General features: G+C 53.3%; 15 protein-coding genes. 7 read left to right on the top strand and 8 right to left on the bottom strand.

The features are described 5' to 3' along the window. Positions 1-10: 10 nt before the first annotated feature. Positions 11-610 (bottom strand): nitroreductase family protein, encoded by a 600-nt coding sequence (locus HZ297_RS07940; RefSeq protein ID WP_178862497.1) that lies wholly within the window; start codon positions 608-610, stop codon positions 11-13. A 335-nt stretch (positions 611-945) separates the two neighbouring features. Between HZ297_RS07940 and HZ297_RS07935 the strand changes: the two genes are divergently transcribed. Both HZ297_RS07935 and HZ297_RS07930 read left to right on the top strand, forming a co-directional pair. After that, positions 946-1,866: a hydrogen peroxide-inducible genes activator gene (locus HZ297_RS07935; RefSeq protein WP_178862495.1), complete on the top strand. Its 921-nt coding sequence runs from the start codon at positions 946-948 to the stop codon at positions 1,864-1,866. Between the two features lie 43 nt (positions 1,867-1,909). Then, positions 1,910-2,689, top strand: coding sequence for an MlaA family lipoprotein (locus HZ297_RS07930; protein WP_178862493.1), 780 nt, complete (start codon positions 1,910-1,912; stop codon positions 2,687-2,689). Positions 2,690-2,796: 107 nt separating this feature from the next. Here HZ297_RS07930 and HZ297_RS07925 read toward each other — a convergent pair whose 3' ends face one another. From HZ297_RS07925 to HZ297_RS07900, 6 genes are read right to left on the bottom strand one after another with little or no spacing between them, the layout of a single operon-like run. Continuing rightward, a complete protein-coding gene (locus HZ297_RS07925; protein WP_178862491.1) occupies positions 2,797-3,111 on the bottom strand; it encodes a Na+/H+ antiporter subunit G in 315 nt (104 codons plus the stop codon). Between the two features lie 27 nt (positions 3,112-3,138). Further along, the gene (locus HZ297_RS07920) at positions 3,139-3,408 is read right to left on the bottom strand and encodes a K+/H+ antiporter subunit F (RefSeq protein WP_178862489.1); all 270 of its coding nucleotides are present in this window, start codon (positions 3,406-3,408) and stop codon (positions 3,139-3,141) included. Continuing rightward, positions 3,402-3,950 (bottom strand): Na+/H+ antiporter subunit E, encoded by a 549-nt coding sequence (locus tag HZ297_RS07915; protein ID WP_178862487.1) that lies wholly within the window; start codon positions 3,948-3,950, stop codon positions 3,402-3,404. The genes HZ297_RS07920 and HZ297_RS07915 overlap by 7 nt, the downstream gene beginning before the upstream one ends. Then, a complete protein-coding gene (locus HZ297_RS07910; protein WP_178862745.1) occupies positions 3,950-5,464 on the bottom strand; it encodes a monovalent cation/H+ antiporter subunit D in 1,515 nt (504 codons plus the stop codon). The genes HZ297_RS07915 and HZ297_RS07910 overlap by 1 nt, the downstream gene beginning before the upstream one ends. 5 nt (positions 5,465-5,469) lie before the next feature. Further along, positions 5,470-5,835, bottom strand: coding sequence for a Na+/H+ antiporter subunit C (locus HZ297_RS07905; RefSeq protein WP_178862485.1), 366 nt, complete (start codon positions 5,833-5,835; stop codon positions 5,470-5,472). Then, on the bottom strand, positions 5,835-8,675 hold the full coding sequence (locus HZ297_RS07900; RefSeq protein WP_178862483.1) for a monovalent cation/H+ antiporter subunit A: 2,841 nt from the start codon (positions 8,673-8,675) through the stop codon (positions 5,835-5,837). The genes HZ297_RS07905 and HZ297_RS07900 overlap by 1 nt, the downstream gene beginning before the upstream one ends. Positions 8,676-8,917: 242 nt before the next feature. On the opposite strand from HZ297_RS07900, the gene HZ297_RS07895 reads away from it, so the two are divergent. Genes HZ297_RS07895 through HZ297_RS07880 form a run of 4 tightly spaced genes read left to right on the top strand, consistent with a single transcriptional unit; the run spans position 8,918 to position 12,450 of the window. Continuing rightward, the gene (locus tag HZ297_RS07895; protein ID WP_178862481.1) at positions 8,918-10,561 is read left to right on the top strand and encodes a cation:proton antiporter; all 1,644 of its coding nucleotides are present in this window, start codon (positions 8,918-8,920) and stop codon (positions 10,559-10,561) included. Beyond that, positions 10,561-11,568, top strand: coding sequence for a universal stress protein (locus tag HZ297_RS07890; RefSeq protein WP_178862480.1), 1,008 nt, complete (start codon positions 10,561-10,563; stop codon positions 11,566-11,568). The genes HZ297_RS07895 and HZ297_RS07890 overlap by 1 nt, the downstream gene beginning before the upstream one ends. 16 nt (positions 11,569-11,584) lie before the next feature. Further along, positions 11,585-11,851 carry a DUF211 domain-containing protein gene (locus tag HZ297_RS07885; RefSeq protein ID WP_178862478.1) on the top strand — a complete coding sequence of 89 codons (267 nt, stop codon included), beginning with the start codon at positions 11,585-11,587 and terminating at the stop codon, positions 11,849-11,851. A 17-nt stretch (positions 11,852-11,868) separates the two neighbouring features. Next, complete coding sequence (locus HZ297_RS07880) at positions 11,869-12,450, top strand: VIT1/CCC1 transporter family protein (RefSeq protein ID WP_178862476.1); 582 nt, start codon at positions 11,869-11,871, stop codon at positions 12,448-12,450. Positions 12,451-12,470: 20 nt separating this feature from the next. Here the strand turns inward: HZ297_RS07880 and HZ297_RS07875 are convergent, their stop codons facing one another. Next, on the bottom strand, positions 12,471-12,935 hold the full coding sequence (locus HZ297_RS07875; RefSeq protein ID WP_178862474.1) for an Lrp/AsnC family transcriptional regulator: 465 nt from the start codon (positions 12,933-12,935) through the stop codon (positions 12,471-12,473). 152 nt (positions 12,936-13,087) lie between these two features. Between HZ297_RS07875 and HZ297_RS07870 the strand changes: the two genes are divergently transcribed. After that, on the top strand, positions 13,088-14,746 hold the full coding sequence (locus tag HZ297_RS07870; protein WP_178862472.1) for a 2-isopropylmalate synthase: 1,659 nt from the start codon (positions 13,088-13,090) through the stop codon (positions 14,744-14,746). Positions 14,747-14,950: the final 204 nt, after the last annotated feature.

Raw genomic sequence — 14,950 nt, 5'->3', positions numbered from 1 at the left:
GCAATCGATATCAGCTTAGATAGGTGACGATCTCTTCAAGCGGTTTGCGGCGGGCGTTGCTATTCAGATTTTTCTGGTCTTGCGCGCTGATAGGACCGATATACAAAGCGCCGATCAATTCGATTTGAGAAGGATCGCTATTCAATAGCGCATGAGTGCGATGATCCTGTAAAATAGGCCCTGTGCTCCATTGCACCCCTATTTGCAGGTTCCAGGCCATCAATTGCAGGTTTTGAATGGCACAGGCGCAGGCCGCATAATCCTCCTTTTGGATCACCGGGTCGGGATTTAAAACCTGCCCAACCAGAATCACCTGGGGAATGCGTTGAAATTTGGCGATGGCTTTTTGATAAAGACAATCGTAATTACATTCGTCTGAGGCTTTTTTGCGGGCGCGATTATCGGCATAGATCTCCGCCAGCTGGCTCTGTGTATTGGGACCCAGCACCCAATAACGCCACGGTTGGGTTAATTTATGGTTGGGCGCCCAGCGTGCCGCTTCCAAACAGAGCTGCAATGCATCCGCCTTCAATTCAACCTGCGAATCGAATTGATAGCAGGTGCGGCGTGACTGAATGAGCGCTAGAAGCGACTCGCTGGCAATAAACATAATCAGGTTCCTTCTGGAAAACGGTTGGCTGCCGCTATTATGGTCAATAATCCCCTAGCCTACAAGGCAATAACAAAGTGGATAAGATGTTGAATTTTGTGGATAACTCGCATTTTTTTCAATATTGATTTTTTTATCCACAAAACGCACACATTTATCCACTGCGGTTATTTCATACTCTACCCACACCCTACTCACAAGCTAATTTGCTGAAATTTTTCATTAATTCGACTTTATCAACATGATTCGTTACTCTTAAGAAGAATAAGAAAAAAGAAAAGATATAAAAAAATATATACTTAATAGGTTCATCCACATCCACAAGTGACAGCAAAATGACCCTAAATGAATTGCGATATATCGTCGCCGTTGCACGCGAGAAACATTTCCGTAAAGCATCCGAAACCTGCTTCGTCAGTCAACCTACGCTTAGTGTCGCAATTAAGAAACTCGAAGAAGAACTGGATGTCATTCTTTTTGAACGACGCAAACAGGATGTCTTGGTCACCCCTATCGGCAAACAGATTATCTCGATTGCCGAAGAGATTCTGGAACGCAGCAACGAAATCAAACAGATTGCCAAAGAGTCGCAAGGCGACATGAGTTCTGAATTAAAAATAGGCGCGATTCATACCATCGCCCCTTATCTGATTCCCAGACTGATTCCCAATTTTCACAAACACGCCCCCAACGTTCCGTTGATTATCGAAGAAAACTACACTCACGTCCTCGCCGATAAATTGCAGACAGGCGAACTGGATCTGGTCATCTTGTCATTGCCTTTCCAGGAACCCAATATCGAAACCCACCTGCTCTACGAAGAGCCTTTTAAGCTGATTGTGCCCAAACAGCATCCTTTAAGTCAGGCTAAAGGCGATATCGTATTGCGCAAGATCGAAGATGAAACCATCCTACTGCTGGGCGCAGGCCACTGTTTTCGCGATCAGGTCATAGAAGCCTTCCCCAATCTGATGCATCTCAATTACCAGAGCGACCGTCTGCAGAGAACCTTCGAAGGCAGCTCATTGGAAACCATCCGTTATATGGTCGCATCGGGTACCGGCATCTCCATATTTCCATGCAGTTCGCTCTCAGATCGCGATGAAGAGCTTTTTACCATCAAAGAGTTGTCTCACCCTATTCCCAAGCGTAAAGTGGCACTAGCATGGCGTAAGAGCTTTCCACGACATGAGATACTCAAGCGTTTCATTGCTTCCCTTGAAGAAATAGAAATTCCCTGTACGCAAAAGTCTTAATGAATATAATAGGCCTATTTAAAATACAAATAGTTCATCTGCCATGAAACCGATTTTCCGCAAACTCTTCCTTTCCGTACTTATAAGCAGCACCCTGTACAGCGCTCCCAGTTTAGCGGGTTGGGAAGAAGATTTGGTTTACAAGCCCCAGCCGCAAACGGCCACCGCAGAAATTATGAATCCCGAGGACCCGTTTGAAAATTACAACCGTAAAGCCTTTGCGTTCAATATGGCTTTTCATAACGCCATCGGCGAACCGGTCGCCAGTGCCTACCTGAATTACGTTCCCGGTCCGGTGCGTTACGGTATCGGCAATTTCTTCGACAACCTGGGCACCCCGATCTCTTTTACGAACAGTTTTCTGCAAGGCAAGGTTGAAGAAGGTCTGGCGGGGATGATGCGTTTTGCCATCAACTCCACCTTCGGTCTGCTGGGTATTTTGGATATTGCCACACCGGCGAGATTGACCCCCAATAAGGAAGATTTCGGGCAAACCCTCTATGTTTGGGGTGTTTGGAATGAAGCCTCGTTTGTGGTGGTGCCGTTTCTAGGCCCTTACACCACCCGCAGTCTGTTTGGCGACGTCACCGATGCCTATACCGATCCGGTCTACACTCTAACCGACAACGACTGGAACCGCACGGCACTGTCGGCGGGCGACGCGTTTGTGGGTTACACCAAAGCCGCGCCTTTAATCGACGAAATCCGCCATCAGCAGGATCCCTACATCTTCATGCGCGAAAGTTACCTGCAATACCGCACCAACCAGATTTACGACGGTAAAGCGCCCAAGCCGAAGCTGGACGACTTTAATTTCGAATAAAAACGGATTTCTTCCCCCTTTAAACAAAAAACCCGGCCTGTTGAAAACAAACCGGGTTTAAATCATCGCAAAAAATGCCTCAAAAAAACTCAACAGGCCGGGTAGGATTAAGGTTTGTTCTGAGTATGGCTCTCCATGCGCGTTCTGATATGCAAGGAGGCCTTAGCCATTAAATGTGCGCTCACAGGTGCGGTAATAAATAAAAACAGCGTCACCAGCACCTCATGCAGGCTCACGGTCTCCTCCTTAAAACTGAAATACAGCGCCGAAGCCACCAAAATCGCTCCCACGCCCAGCGTAGTCGCTTTGGTTGGGCCGTGCAGGCGCATATAAAAATCCGGCAGTTTATACAGGCCGATGGAACCGATCAGCGTAAAAACGGCGCCCACTAATACCAACACAGCCAAAATAATTTCTAACATTCTGTTTACTCGCTCTTAACTGCCTGTTTATTCCATAATATCGCCGCGCAGCAGGTATTTGCTCAGCGCCACCGTGCCCACAAAGCCCATCAGCGCAATCAGCAGCGCCGCCTCGAAATACAGGGCGCTGCCCTGGTAAAGTCCAAACAGAATCAGCAGGGCGATGGTGTTGATGTAAAGCGTATCCAGCGCCAGGATGCGATCCGGCAGATCCGGCCCCTTAATGAGCCGTAACAGACTCAATAGCAGCGCCAGCGATACCAGCGCAAAACTGATTTCAATCACCGTACTCAGCATGATTCAAATATCTCCTGTAAAGGGCGCTCGTAGCGCTGTTTAATCTCGTCGATGGTTTGGTGTGCATCGGTAATGTGCAGGCCGTGAACCAGCAGCTGGCGGCGGTCGGCCGACAGATCGCACGATACCGTCCCCGGCGTCAGCGAAATCGTATTGGCCAACAGACTGATCCCCAGCGGGTGGCGGATATCCAGCTCAATCGTCACAAACCCCGGTTGCAGGCGCTTGCTCGGCAGCAGAATCAATCTGGCCACCACCACATTCGCCACGAGGATATCCCACAGTACAACGCCGATAAAACGCAACAGCACACCCGGCCTGCGCAGACAAACCTTTTCCGGCCAGAAGGACGAAGTCAGCAGCGGAATCAACCACGCCAAAATCGCGCCCAAGACCAGATGGCCGGGAGCCAGGGTATTGTTCAGCAACAGCCAGACCCCCCACAGCACCAGACTTAATAGCGGATGCGGCAGCCATTTTTTCCATCGAGGCAGAGTCGAAGCATTGGCTTTCTCGACTGTTTGCCGAGTTCCTCGTTTCATTAGCGGGTTCCTCCTACAGCGGGTGTACTGAGCACGGTTTGCACATAAAAGGGCGCCTGCGCCCATTGGCCGGCAATCGCATCGGTCAGTTGCGTCAGAGGATGAGCAAACACCACCATTAAGGCCGCCGCCGCCAATAACCAAACCACAGCCGCATAGGCGCTTTTATTGAGCGCTTCGCCGGACGGCATATCGCTTTGAACATTGTAAAACAGCAGCGAACCGGCTCGTGCCAAGGCAATAATCATCAGCAGGCCGGCTAAGAGCACAATTGCCAACACCAGCATAAAGGCCGGATGATCCAATGCCGCCATCAGCACCAACACCTTGCCGATAAAGCCCGACAGCGGCGGCAGACCGCTCATGGCGATCGCCGCAAACATAAAGGTGGCGCCCAACAGCACCGCCTGCGGCATAGCCGCCATGGAAACAAAACGGTCGTCTCCGCGGCCACGGGCGATCAGATCCGCCAGCAGGAAGAAACCGCCTGCAATCAAGGTAGAGTGAATCAGATAAAACAGCGTCGCCGACATCGCCTCAACGCTGTTCAGGCCGATACCGATCAACAGGGTCGCCACCGACGCCAGCACCAGATAAGCCACCTGCTCGCGCAGACCGCGCGCCGCCATGACCCCTAAAGCGCCAAGCAGCAACGTGATTAAGCCTAAACCGAGCACCCAGGGCGCATAAAAATGCGCCAAGGCGCCGGCACTTTCGCCAAACACCAGTCCATGCACGCGGATAATCGCATACAGACCCACTTTGGTCATAATCGCAAACAGGGCGGCGACCGGCGCGGAGGTATTGGCATAAGCCTGCGGCAGCCACAGATAGAGCGGAAACATGGCCGCCTTGAGGCCGAACACCAACAGCAGCAGCAAGCCGGCTGCGGCAATCACCCCCACATCTTCGGCCGGCGCCTGACTGACCTTGACCGCCATGTCCGCCATATTGAGGGTGCCGAGCACGCCGTAAAGTGCGCCCACCGCAAACAGGAACAGCGTCGAACCAATCAGGTTGATCGCCACATAATGCAGACCGGCTTTGGTGCGCTGGGCGCCGCCGCCGTGCAGCAACAGGCCGTAGGAGGCCAGCAGCAGCACCTCAAAGAACACAAACAGGTTGAACACGTCGCCGGTCATAAAGGCGCCGTTCAAACCGAACAGCTGCAGTTGGAAGAGCACATGAAAATGCGCCCCGCGTGCATCGATTTTGGTGGTGACCGCGTACCACAGGGCCGGCAACGCCAGCAGCGCAGTGACCAGTACCATCAGCGCCGACAGGCCGTCCAGCACCAGCACAATGCCAAACGGCGCCACCCAGTTGCCCAGCGCATACACCTGCGGTACACCCTGTACGGCGGTTTGCATCAGATCGAGCGCCACAAACAGCAGCAGAAGCACACTCAACAAACTCAGCAGGCGCTGCAGATTCAATCCGCCAACACGCGCCAGCAGAATCATGACGCCCGCCAATAGCGGCGTAATCACCGGTAAAAAGGCCAACATATTCATCCCGCTCATTTCTCAGCTCCTCGCCGAGTTCTTGGTTTCAAATCTCCGTCGGTGCGGCCGTCGACATGGTCGTTACCCAGTTCGCCGCGTGCCTTCAATGCCAGCACAATTAGAAAGGCGGTCATGCCAAAGGCGATAACAATCGCAGTAAGCACCAACGCCTGCGGCAACGGATCGGTATAGCCGCCCTGTGCCGGATTAATCACTGCCGGCAGGCCGCTGGTGAGGCGTCCCATGGCAAACAGAAAGACGTTGACGGCATAGGCCAGCAGGGTCAGTCCCAGTACCACCGGAAAGGTATGGCCGCGCAGCGTCAAAAACACGCCGGTGGCGGTGAGAATGCCGATAACGGCGGCGATAAGGATTTCCATCAGATTTTCTCCGCAGACGAATCGGTTGAAGAGGTCGGCTCGGCCGGATGCGAAGCCTTGCTGAGTTTACCCAACTGCACCAGACTCAGCACGGTGGAACCGACCACCACTAAAAACACGCCCAAATCAAAGGCAATGGCGCTGGCGACTTCAAATTCGCCGACCACCGGCCAGTGCAGGTGGGTAAAGGCCGAAGTGAGGAACGGATAACCCAATCCCATCGAGACCAGGCCGGTTGAAATCGCAATCAAGAGACCGAATCCAATCGCCCAGTGCATATCGATTTTGAGACGCTTCTGCGTCCAATCGATACCGTTGGCCAAATACTGCACAATCAACGCCACCGAGGCGATCAAACCGGCAATAAAGCCGCCGCCGGGCAGGTTGTGGCCGCGCAGGAAGATAAATACCGCCACCAGCAGCATCAGTGGCAACAACAGCCGCGTAAAGGTTTGCATAATCGGCGGATGGTTGTCGCTGTTCCAATCCAAGCCCTGTTCGTTGTGGGTCGGTGCCGGCAGTTTGAGGCCCTGCAGCATCGCAAATACCCCCAAGCCGGCGAGCGCCAGTACGACGATTTCGCCCAAGGTATCGAATCCGCGGAAATCCACCAGAATGACGTTGACCACGTTGCTGCCGCCGCCGCCCGGTACGCTGTTTTCGATAAAGTAGTGCGAAATCGGCGCAAAATCACGGGTCAGCACCATCAGCGTCAACAGCGTCACGGCCACGCCAGAAATAATCGCCAGCAGCGCGTCGCGCCCCAGACGCAGGCGGTCGGTTTCAACGGGGGTGGTTTGCGGCAGGAAGTAGAGCGCCAAAAGCAACAGTACAATCGTGACCACTTCCACCGAGAGCTGGGTCAGCGCGAGATCGGGCGCCGAGAATTTCACAAAGGTAAGCGACACCACCAGGCCGACCACGCCGATGACAATCAGGCTGACCACCCGGCGGCGGTGCCAGGCCACCGTCAGCACGGCGGCAATGACAAGTGTCAAGGCCGCCAGCAGGCTCACCATATCCACCGGCAGTAGTTCACGCTGACCGAACAAAGGGGCGGATACCATCATAAAACCGGCCACGCCCATCACGATTGAGGCCAATACCACCCAAAAGGCGGCGTGTTGATAGGAACCCTTGTCGAAACCGCGCGTGATTTTAAGCGCCACGCTGATAAGTGCGTCCAGCAGGGCGTTGAAATAGCGGCGCGCGTCGATCTGTGCGATATAGCGTTCATGGAAAGCAAACAGACGGTGGCGTTTCAAATAAACCAACGTACCGACACTCAGCGCAATCAGACTCATGATCAACGGCGTGGTAAAACCGTGCCACAGCGCCAGACTGTATTGCGGCGGCGTGCTTTGCAGCGTGCCGGTGACCGCTACATCCAGCAGCGGGGCGACGGTGTAGATCGGCAGAATACCCACCGCCAGACAGGCGATGACCAAAAGATCCACCGGTACCTTCATAAAGCGCGGCGGTTCATGCGGGATTTTAGGCAGATCGATCGGTTCGCCGTTAAAGAACACATCGTGGATAAAACGGATGGAGTAGGCCACCGAGAAAATCCCCGCAAGGGTCACCAATACCGGAATCATCCATGCCGAAGCGGAGGCGTGCGAGGCCGAAACCGCCTGGTCGAAGAACATCTCTTTGCTGAGGAAGCCGTTTAACAGCGGCACGCCGGCCATCGCCGCCGAGGCGATAATCGCCAGTGCCGCGGTGTGTGGCATGTATTTGAGCAGGCCGTTGAGTTTGCGCATGTCGCGCGTGCCGGTTTCGTGGTCGATGATTCCGGCCACCATAAACAGCGATGCCTTGAAGGTGGCGTGGTTGATGATATGGAAAATCGCCGCCACGGCCGCAAGTTGCGTACCAAAGCCGAACAGCAGGGTAATCAACCCCAGATGGCTGATGGTGGAATAGGCCAGCAAGCCCTTAAGGTCGTGTTTGAACAGCGCGGTGTAAGCGCCAATCAATAAAGTCAACAGGCCGGCTCCGCCCACCAGCAGAGACCATTCCGGCGTGCCCGATAAAACCGGAAAGAAACGCGCCAGCAGGAAAATCCCCGCCTTGACCATGGTGGCCGAATGCAGATAGGCCGATACCGGCGTGGGCGCCGCCATGGCGTGCGGCAGCCAGAAATGAAACGGAAACTGTGCCGATTTGGTGAACACGCCCAACAGAATCAGCACCAGCGTGGTCAGGTAGAGCGGGTGCTCACGCACCACGTCGCCGGCAGATAGCACCTCGCTCAACTGGTAACTGCCGACGATATGGCCAAGCAACAAAACGCCGCCCAGCAGCGCCAGGCCGCCGGCGCCGGTCACCGCCAGCGCCATGCGTGCGCCCTGGCGCGCGTCTTCGCGGTGCTGCCAGTAGCTGATCAGCAGGAAAGAGGTGATGGAGGTCAACTCCCAGAAAATCACCAGTTGAATCAGGTTTTCGGAGAGCACGATGCCGAGCATCGAGCCCATAAACATCAGCAGATAGGCAAAGAAGCGCCCCATGCAGTCCTTGGGGTTGAGATAGTAACGGGCGTAGATAATGACCAGCAGGCCGATGACCAGTATCAGCAACGCAAACAGCAGGGCGAGGCCGTCGAGGCGGAAGGCAAAATGCAGGCCGATGCTTTCAATCCATGTCCAGCTTTGAATCAGGGTTTCTCCGCCGAAAGGCAGGGATAGAGCCGGCGCTAGCAGGGCAAGGGTGGTCAGAGTCACCGCGCCGCTGGTATAGGCGGCGGCCAGGCGGTTGAAACGCGCTACATAGGCTGCCAACAGGGCGCCGGCAAACGGCAGCAAAACCACCAGCGGCAGATTGAAATCGAGAATGTGCATGATGTTGAAAACCCGCTTTATAAAGGTATTTTATAACCTGAAAAGCCTACCATAAGCGGGCAGGCGCATAAAGCGCCTTGCTTTTAATAGTTCAATAAAAGCGTGTTTTCAGAGGAATTTTGGGTTTTTGGTAATGCAAAATCCGTAATGGATTGGTAACCAAGCGGTCAGATACCCGGCCTGTTGGTTTTATGGTAGAGTTCAAATAAGCCTCTATTTAATTTGAAAATAGGTGACCGACGATGTTTGCAACGACTTTTACCGAATTCAGCGTGTTGTTGGGCATTTCCGCGGTAGCGGGGTTGATTGCCCTGCAACTGCGTCAACCCTTGATCGTGGCGTTTATCGCTGTGGGCATCATCGTCGGGCCTTCCGTAACCGGGCTGTTAATCAGTACCGAGCAGATGGAACTGCTGGCGCATCTGGGTATTTCGATCCTGCTGTTTGTGGTGGGATTGAAGTTGGATCCGCACGTTATCCGCACGCTCGGGCCGGTTTCGCTGTTTACCGGTTTGGGGCAGGTTATCTTCACTTCCATTATCGGTTTTGTGATTGGTCTGGGGTTGGGCTTGTCGCCGGTGGGAGCGCTGTATGTCGCCGTTGCGCTGACCTTCTCCAGTACGATTATCATTGTCAAACTGCTATCGGACAAACGTGAATTGGACGCCTTGCATGGCCGTATCGCGATTGGTTTTCTGATTGTGCAGGATATCGTGGTGGTGTTGGCGATGATCGGTTTGACCGCTTTCGGTCAGGCCTCCGAAAGCGGCAATCTGACGTGGGAAGCGTTGCTGGTGCTGGTTAAAGGCGGGCTGATGTTAGTGGTGGTCGCGTTGTTGATGCGCTATGTGATTCCGCGCTTGTTGCAGCGTCTGGCCTATTCTCCCGAATTGCTGGTGTTGTTTGCCATTGCCTGGGCGGTATTGGGTGCCTCCGCCGGCGAATGGCTCGGTTTCAGTCAGGAAGTGGGGGCCTTTCTGGCGGGAATTTCGCTGGCCTCAAGCCATTACCGCGAACTGATCGGGGCGCGCTTGGTGAGTTTGCGCGATTTTTTGTTGCTGTTTTTCTTTATCAACCTGGGAGCCGGTCTGGATTTAAGTACTCTGGGATCGCAGATCGGTGCGGCGGTTGTTTTGTCTGTGTTTGTTCTGATCGGTAATCCGTTGATTGTGATGATTATTATGGGGTATATGGGATACCGCAAGCGCACCGGCTTTTTGGCAGGTTTGACGGTGGCGCAGATCAGCGAGTTTTCGTTGATTTTGGCGGCACTGGGTTACACCTTGGGGCATATCGATCAGGTCACGGTAGGTTTGGTGACGTTGGTAGGTTTGATCACCATTTCCGCTTCGACCTACATGATTCTCTATTCTCAAAAACTCTATGAATGGCTTGCGCCGTTTTTAGGGGTGTTTGAACGTCAGAATCCGTTCCGCGAAACCGAATTCGACCAGGAAACCACGGAGGCCAAAACCGATGTGATTGTGTTTGGTCTGGGACGTTTTGGTTTGCAGATCGCCCAAGGGTTTCAAGCAAAGGGATTGCATGTGCTGGGCGTGGATTTTAATCCGGAACTGCTGCAAAAAAGTGCCCTGCATGGCGTGCCTACGCGTTATGGCGATGCCGAAGATCCCGAATTTTTGTTGAGTCTTCCATTAAAAGATACGCAATGGATCGTGAGCAGCCTGCAGGACGCTAAAGTGAATCTGGGTTTGCTGAAGTGTCTGAAAACCGAAGGGGTGGATGCGCAGGTGGCCCTGACCAGCCATTATGCCAGTGATAGCGAAGTATTACGCCAAGCCGGCGCCGATCTGCTTTTGATACCTTACCAGGATGCCGCGACGGAAGCGGTGGAACGCGTGCTCAATTTTAAAAGGGATAACTGATGGAATTTTCCAAGAGCGGGATAAACCCCGGTATAAACCGCGTGCTTTTTGTATCGGAACAGCCGTTGCAGGATGAACAGGGGTTGTTTGAATGGGCGCTTGCGCTGGCAGCCAACGCCGGCGCGGCGCTTAAGGTTGTACGGGTTTTGCCGGCCATTTCGCCGGGTTTATCGGCCTGGTTGCGGCATACCACCCCTTTGAGTTTGCAGCAGGAACAACAAGCCGTGCAGTTGCAGGATTTAGCGGCGTGGCGCAAACAGGCAGAAGAAACACAGGTTGAAGCGAGTTTTGAGGTGTTGTTCGGCAAACTGTTTTTCAGCGTGATGGAGCAGGTAGCGCAGTTTAAGCCCGATCTGGTGATTAAACAGATCGAACCGCACGCCAACAGCAAAGTCGTGCTGTTGGGCAGTCAGGATCAGCATCTGTTGCGTAAATGTTCCGCGCCTTTGCTGCTGCACAAGTTTCAGACGCCGTCAGGGCTTCCCTACAGCCAGGTGGCGGCGGCGATCGATGTGGAGATGGATTACGACCGTCTGCTCGATAATGAGCGAATCGAAAAGAACGCCCAAAAAGAGGGAATCGCTCCCACTTTGAACGCCAAGATTCTGGCTTGGGCGCAATATCTGGCGCCGCAACAGGGTATAGCAGTGGTCCATGCGTGGGAGTCGGAAGCCGAAAACCTGGTCTATCACTGGAACACCGACTGGTCGGAGGTGGAGTTGCAGCTCTTTAAAGAAAAGGAGCGCAGTTTGCGAACCGAAGTGTTGCATAAGGAGATTCGCCGCTATGCGCAGGGTGATTTGCAGATTCAGACATTTCTGCCGTACGGGGTACCCGATGAGGCGGTGGTCGGCTGGTTGAAATCGCATCAGACCGAATTGCTGGTGATGGGTACGGTGGGGCGCAGCGGCATTTCCGGTTGGCTGATCGGCAATACCGCCGAGGAAATTCTGCAACAGGTGAATTGTTCGGTACTGGCGATCAAGCCCAGCGGTTTTAAAGTGTGAAATGAGGTGAAAAAATATGGCAGTCATTCGCAAACTGGTGTTGGACGTGCTCAAACCGCATCAACCCAATGCCATCGATTTTTCAGTCGCCTTAGCCGATTTAGGAGCGGATTACCGGGTGAATCTGATGGTGGCGGAAATGGATGAAAAAACCGAAACCACGGTGATTACCATCGAGGGAAACAATATTTCCTATGATCAGGTTGTTGCGATTATCGAGAAAATGGGGGCGTCCATTCACAGTATTGATGAAGTGGAAATTCACAGTTCGGAAGCGCTCTGAGTTTGGGCGGGTATAAGATGTTGCCTGAAAAACCGATCCATCTGATGCTGCACGTATTCCGTGCGCGCGGGATTATGCGGCGTTACGCCATTACCAACGGTTTTGACGGGGTGTTGACGATTCTGGGGATGTTGACCGGTTTTTATTTCAGCGATTTCCACGACCTGCCGGTGGCCTTGAGTGCCTGCATGGGCGCGGCGATTGCGCTGTTTATCAGCGGCTTGAGCAGCGCCTATTTAAGCGAAAAAGCCGAGCGCACCCTGGAGTTGAAGCATCTGGAACAGGCGTTGGCGCGAAACCTCGACAGCAGCGATTATGGTCAGGCCAGCCGTTTTCTGCCTTTGCTGGTGGCGTTTTCCAATGGTTTTTCGCCTTTGATTCTGTCGCTTTTTATTCTATTGCCGCTGTTTTTTGCCGACAATCTGATGGCATTGGGACTCTCGCCGCTGTTGAGCGCCATCGGCTTGGCGTTCGTCTGTATTTTTCTGCTGGGGGTGTTGTTGGGCAAAATCAGCCAGACTTTCTGGCTGTGGGCGGGCATAAGAGCCTTACTGCTGGCTTTGGTGACCGTGGCGATTATTTCGTTTTTTGAAATTTGAGTGGTTTTCAACAGGCCGGGTTAGTTGATCGGCACGGCACTTTTATCAATGACCTTGCGCAGCACAAAACTGGTATGCACGCCGCTGACGCCTTCGATTTGGGTTACATGGTTCAAGAGCAGATCCTGATAGGCTTCTAAATCCTTCACCACCACTTTGAGTTGATAATCGGCGGTCTGGCCGGTTAAGAGCAGGCATTCCAGCACGTTCGGCAGTGCGCGCACCGCGTTTTCAAACTGATTGAAGCGTTCCTGGGTGTGTTTGTCCATGGAGATATGAATCAGCGCCATCAGATCCAGCCCGAGTTTTTTGGCATCCAGCAGCGCGCGGTAGCCGACAATCACGCCCGATTCTTCCAAGGCTTTAAAGCGTCGTAAGCAGGCGGAAGGCGACAGCCCGATCTGGTCGGCAATTTCCTGATTGGTCAGGCGGCCGTTTTCCTGGAGGGCGTTTAAAATCGCTTTGTCGTAATGATCTAAATTCATAATGCATTTTTTTGAAATAAAATTTATAAAAATATTAACATTTTGAAATTAAATTGTTAATTATTTATTTTTAACAGAATAGATTGCAATAAAATTTCCGGGGTCAGGGATTACAATACGTTCAATAGAATTTTATAAAGAGTATTGTTTCCATGTCTTTCAATCCCGCCAAATACCGCCGCACCCCCACGCCCGAATTGCCTAACCGCCAGTGGCCCAACCGTTTTCTGACCCAGGCGCCGATCTGGGTGAGTGTCGATCTGCGCGACGGTAATCAGGCGCTGGCCAACCCGATGACGGTGGAGCAGAAACTGGCCTTGTGGCATCAGTTGGTGAAGATGGGCTTTAAAACCATCGAGATCGGTTTTCCGTCGGCCAGCCAGCCGGAGTTCGATTTCACGCGCCGTTTGATCGAAGAAAACCGCATTCCCGACGATGTCACCGTGCAGGTCTTGGTGCAGGCGCGTGAACATTTGATTGCGCGTACCTATGAGGCGTTGCAGGGGGTCAAGAAAGCGGTGATTCACGTTTATAACACCACCTCGATTGTGCAGCGCGAAAACGTCTTTGAGAAGACCAAAGACGAAATCAAGGCGATGGCGGTGCAGGGTGCAAAATGGGTGCAGGAATACGCGGTCAAAGCCTCGCAGACTAATCCACAAGCCGAATGGACCTTCCAGTATTCGCCGGAGAGTTTCTCGCAAACCGAAACCGATTATGCGGTGGAAGTGTGTGAGGCGGTGATGGAGGTGTGGCAGCCGACGCCGCAAAATAAATGTATTCTGAACCTGCCGGCTACGGTGGAAAGCACCTCGCCAAACCGTTTTGCCGACCAGGTGGAGTATTTCATCACCCATTTGAAAAACCGCGAAGCGGCGTTGATCTCCATCCATACCCACAACGACCGCGGTTGTGCGGTGGCGGCGGCGGAACTGGCCTTGTTGGCCGGTGCCGACCGTATCGAAGGCACGCTTTTGGGTAACGGCGAGCGCACCGGCAATATGGATATTGTCACCCTAGCGATGAACCTGTACAGCGAAGGCATTGATCCGGGCTTGGATCTGTCACAGCCGCAAAGCTGGTTGCCGGTGGTGGAAGAGGTCACGCAGATCAAAACCCATCCGCGCCATCCTTGGGTCGGCGAGGTGGTCTACACCGCCTATTCCGGCAGCCACCAGGATGCCATCCGCAAGTGTCTGTTGAAACAGCAGGCGGATGCCCCTTGGAATGTCGCCTATCTACCGATCGATCCGAAAGATTTGGGACGCGATTACGAGGCGATTATCCGCGTCAACAGCCAGTCCGGCAAAGCGGGTTCGGCGTTTGTGTTGGCGCAGGAATACGGCTTGAACCTGCCCAAATGGGTGCAGTTGGATTTTGCGCCGGTGGCGCAGAAACTGGCCGAAGAGAAGGGCGGGGTGGTGAGTCACCGAGACCTGTATAACGCCTTTGCCGAACATTACGGGCTGAACACTGCGGCGATGACGCTGGATCATTATCAACTGGATCGCGTGAACGGCAAGGAACAGCTGACTATTGAAGTTAACGGCGAGCAGTGGCAGGGCAGTGGCAACGGCACTTTGAGCGCTTTGTGCGATGCCTGGCAGCAACGCAGCGGGCAAAACGTGGATGTGATCGATTATGCCGAACACGCCTTGCATACGGTGGAAATGAACGCGCCGCAAGGCAAGCATGCCCAGGCGATTGCTTATGTGTATTTGCAGGGTGAACAGGGTAAACGCGTCAGCGTCGCTTTGGCGGAAGATACCGTCAGCGCGATGTTGCAGGCGCTGTTAAAGGGATTGAATTAATCTTTTACAGCGCGGGGATACCCGGCCTGTTGAGATTTTTTTTGCAAAAAAATTCAGCCATAAAAAAAACCGCCAAATGAAGTGACCCCCAAATGTTGGACACCAACTTTGGGGGTTTTTCATGTCCAAATACAGTCGCAATACAAAAGTCACCATAGCAAAGCGCTATCTTCAGGGCGAAAATTCTACCGCTCTCTCAACACT

It is taken from the genome of Thiomicrorhabdus cannonii, from assembly GCF_013391695.1.
Taxonomy (GTDB): Bacteria; Pseudomonadota; Gammaproteobacteria; order Thiomicrospirales; family Thiomicrospiraceae; genus Thiomicrorhabdus; species Thiomicrorhabdus cannonii.
Note: the sequence above shows the minus strand (reverse complement) of the source record. Positions and strands in the feature narration are given on the sequence as shown.

Coding starts and splice junctions, on each gene's coding strand:
- HZ297_RS07940 (WP_178862497.1), bottom strand. CDS start 610: ATGTTTATTGCCAGCGAGTCGCTTCTAGCGCTCATTCAGTCACGCCGC.
- HZ297_RS07935 (WP_178862495.1), top strand. CDS start 946: ATGACCCTAAATGAATTGCGATATATCGTCGCCGTTGCACGCGAGAAA.
- HZ297_RS07930 (WP_178862493.1), top strand. CDS start 1,910: ATGAAACCGATTTTCCGCAAACTCTTCCTTTCCGTACTTATAAGCAGC.
- HZ297_RS07925 (WP_178862491.1), bottom strand. CDS start 3,111: ATGTTAGAAATTATTTTGGCTGTGTTGGTATTAGTGGGCGCCGTTTTT.
- HZ297_RS07920 (WP_178862489.1), bottom strand. CDS start 3,408: ATGCTGAGTACGGTGATTGAAATCAGTTTTGCGCTGGTATCGCTGGCG.
- HZ297_RS07915 (WP_178862487.1), bottom strand. CDS start 3,950: ATGAAACGAGGAACTCGGCAAACAGTCGAGAAAGCCAATGCTTCGACT.
- HZ297_RS07910 (WP_178862745.1), bottom strand. CDS start 5,464: ATGAATATGTTGGCCTTTTTACCGGTGATTACGCCGCTATTGGCGGGC.
- HZ297_RS07905 (WP_178862485.1), bottom strand. CDS start 5,835: ATGGAAATCCTTATCGCCGCCGTTATCGGCATTCTCACCGCCACCGGC.
- HZ297_RS07900 (WP_178862483.1), bottom strand. CDS start 8,675: ATGCACATTCTCGATTTCAATCTGCCGCTGGTGGTTTTGCTGCCGTTT.
- HZ297_RS07895 (WP_178862481.1), top strand. CDS start 8,918: ATGTTTGCAACGACTTTTACCGAATTCAGCGTGTTGTTGGGCATTTCC.
- HZ297_RS07890 (WP_178862480.1), top strand. CDS start 10,561: ATGGAATTTTCCAAGAGCGGGATAAACCCCGGTATAAACCGCGTGCTT.
- HZ297_RS07885 (WP_178862478.1), top strand. CDS start 11,585: ATGGCAGTCATTCGCAAACTGGTGTTGGACGTGCTCAAACCGCATCAA.
- HZ297_RS07880 (WP_178862476.1), top strand. CDS start 11,869: ATGTTGCCTGAAAAACCGATCCATCTGATGCTGCACGTATTCCGTGCG.
- HZ297_RS07875 (WP_178862474.1), bottom strand. CDS start 12,935: ATGAATTTAGATCATTACGACAAAGCGATTTTAAACGCCCTCCAGGAA.
- HZ297_RS07870 (WP_178862472.1), top strand. CDS start 13,088: ATGTCTTTCAATCCCGCCAAATACCGCCGCACCCCCACGCCCGAATTG.